The organism is Dactylosporangium sp. NPDC050588 (assembly GCF_040654975.1).
Lineage (GTDB): Bacteria > Actinomycetota > Actinomycetes > Mycobacteriales > Micromonosporaceae > Dactylosporangium > Dactylosporangium maewongense.
Window position 1 is genome coordinate 1 of sequence record NZ_JBFAJA010000243.1, and the last position, 1,100, is coordinate 1,100.

Annotated in this window: 1 protein-coding gene; it reads left to right on the plus strand. The window is 67.9% G+C overall.

Annotated features, from left to right (window positions below; all coding sequences use genetic code 11):
• Nucleotides 1–1,100 (plus strand): chaperonin GroEL (groEL, locus tag AB0I21_RS57520; protein ID WP_360574552.1); only part of this gene is annotated, 1,100 nt, incomplete at both ends.

Sequence of the window (1,100 nt, forward strand, 5' to 3'; positions counted from 1 at the left end):
TCCGCCGGTGACTCCACCGTCGGCGAGATCATCGCCGAGGCGATGGACAAGGTCGGCAAGGAAGGCGTCATCACCGTCGAGGAGAGCAACACCTTCGGGCTCGAGCTGGAGCTCACCGAGGGCATGCGCTTCGACAAGGGCTACATCTCGCCGTACTTCGTCACCGACACCGAGCGGATGGAGACGGTCCTCGACGACCCGTACATCCTCATCGTCGAGTCGAAGATCTCCGCGGTGAAGGACCTCCTCCCGGTGCTGGAGAAGGTCATGCAGTCCGGCAAGCCCCTCGCGATCATCTCCGAGGACGTCGAGGGCGAGGCCCTCGCGACCCTGATCGTGAACAAGATCCGTGGCACGTTCAAGTCCGTCGCCGTCAAGGCCCCGGGCTTCGGCGACCGCCGCAAGGCCATGCTGACCGACATCGCGATCCTGACCGGCGGTCAGGTCATCTCCGAGACCGTCGGTCTCAAGCTGGAGAACGCGACGCTCGACCTGCTCGGCAAGGCCCGCAAGGTCGTCATCACCAAGGACGAGACCACCATCGTCGAGGGCTCCGGCGACGCCGAGGGCATCAACGGCCGGGTGGCGCAGATCCGTGCCGAGATCGAGAAGTCGGACTCGGACTACGACCGCGAGAAGCTGCAGGAGCGCCTGGCGAAGCTCGCCGGCGGTGTCGCGGTCATCAAGGTCGGCGCGGCCACCGAGGTCGAGCTCAAGGAGCGCAAGCACCGCATCGAGGACGCCGTGCGCAACGCGAAGGCGGCCGTCGAGGAGGGCATCGTCCCCGGCGGTGGCGTCGCGCTCGTCCAGGCCGGCAAGTCGGCCTTCGACAAGCTCGACCTGGTCGGCGACGAGGCCACCGGCGCCAACATCGTCAAGGTCGCCCTTGACGCGCCGCTGCGCCAGATCGCCGTCAACGCCGGCCTCGAGGGCGGCGTCGTGGTCGAGAAGGTCCGCAACCTGGACGCCGGCTGGGGCCTCAACGCCGCCACCGGCGACTACGTGAACCTCCTGGCCGAGGGCATCATCGACCCGGCCAAGGTCACCCGCTCCGCCCTGCAGAACGCCGCCTCGATCGCGGCGCTCTTCCTCACCACCGA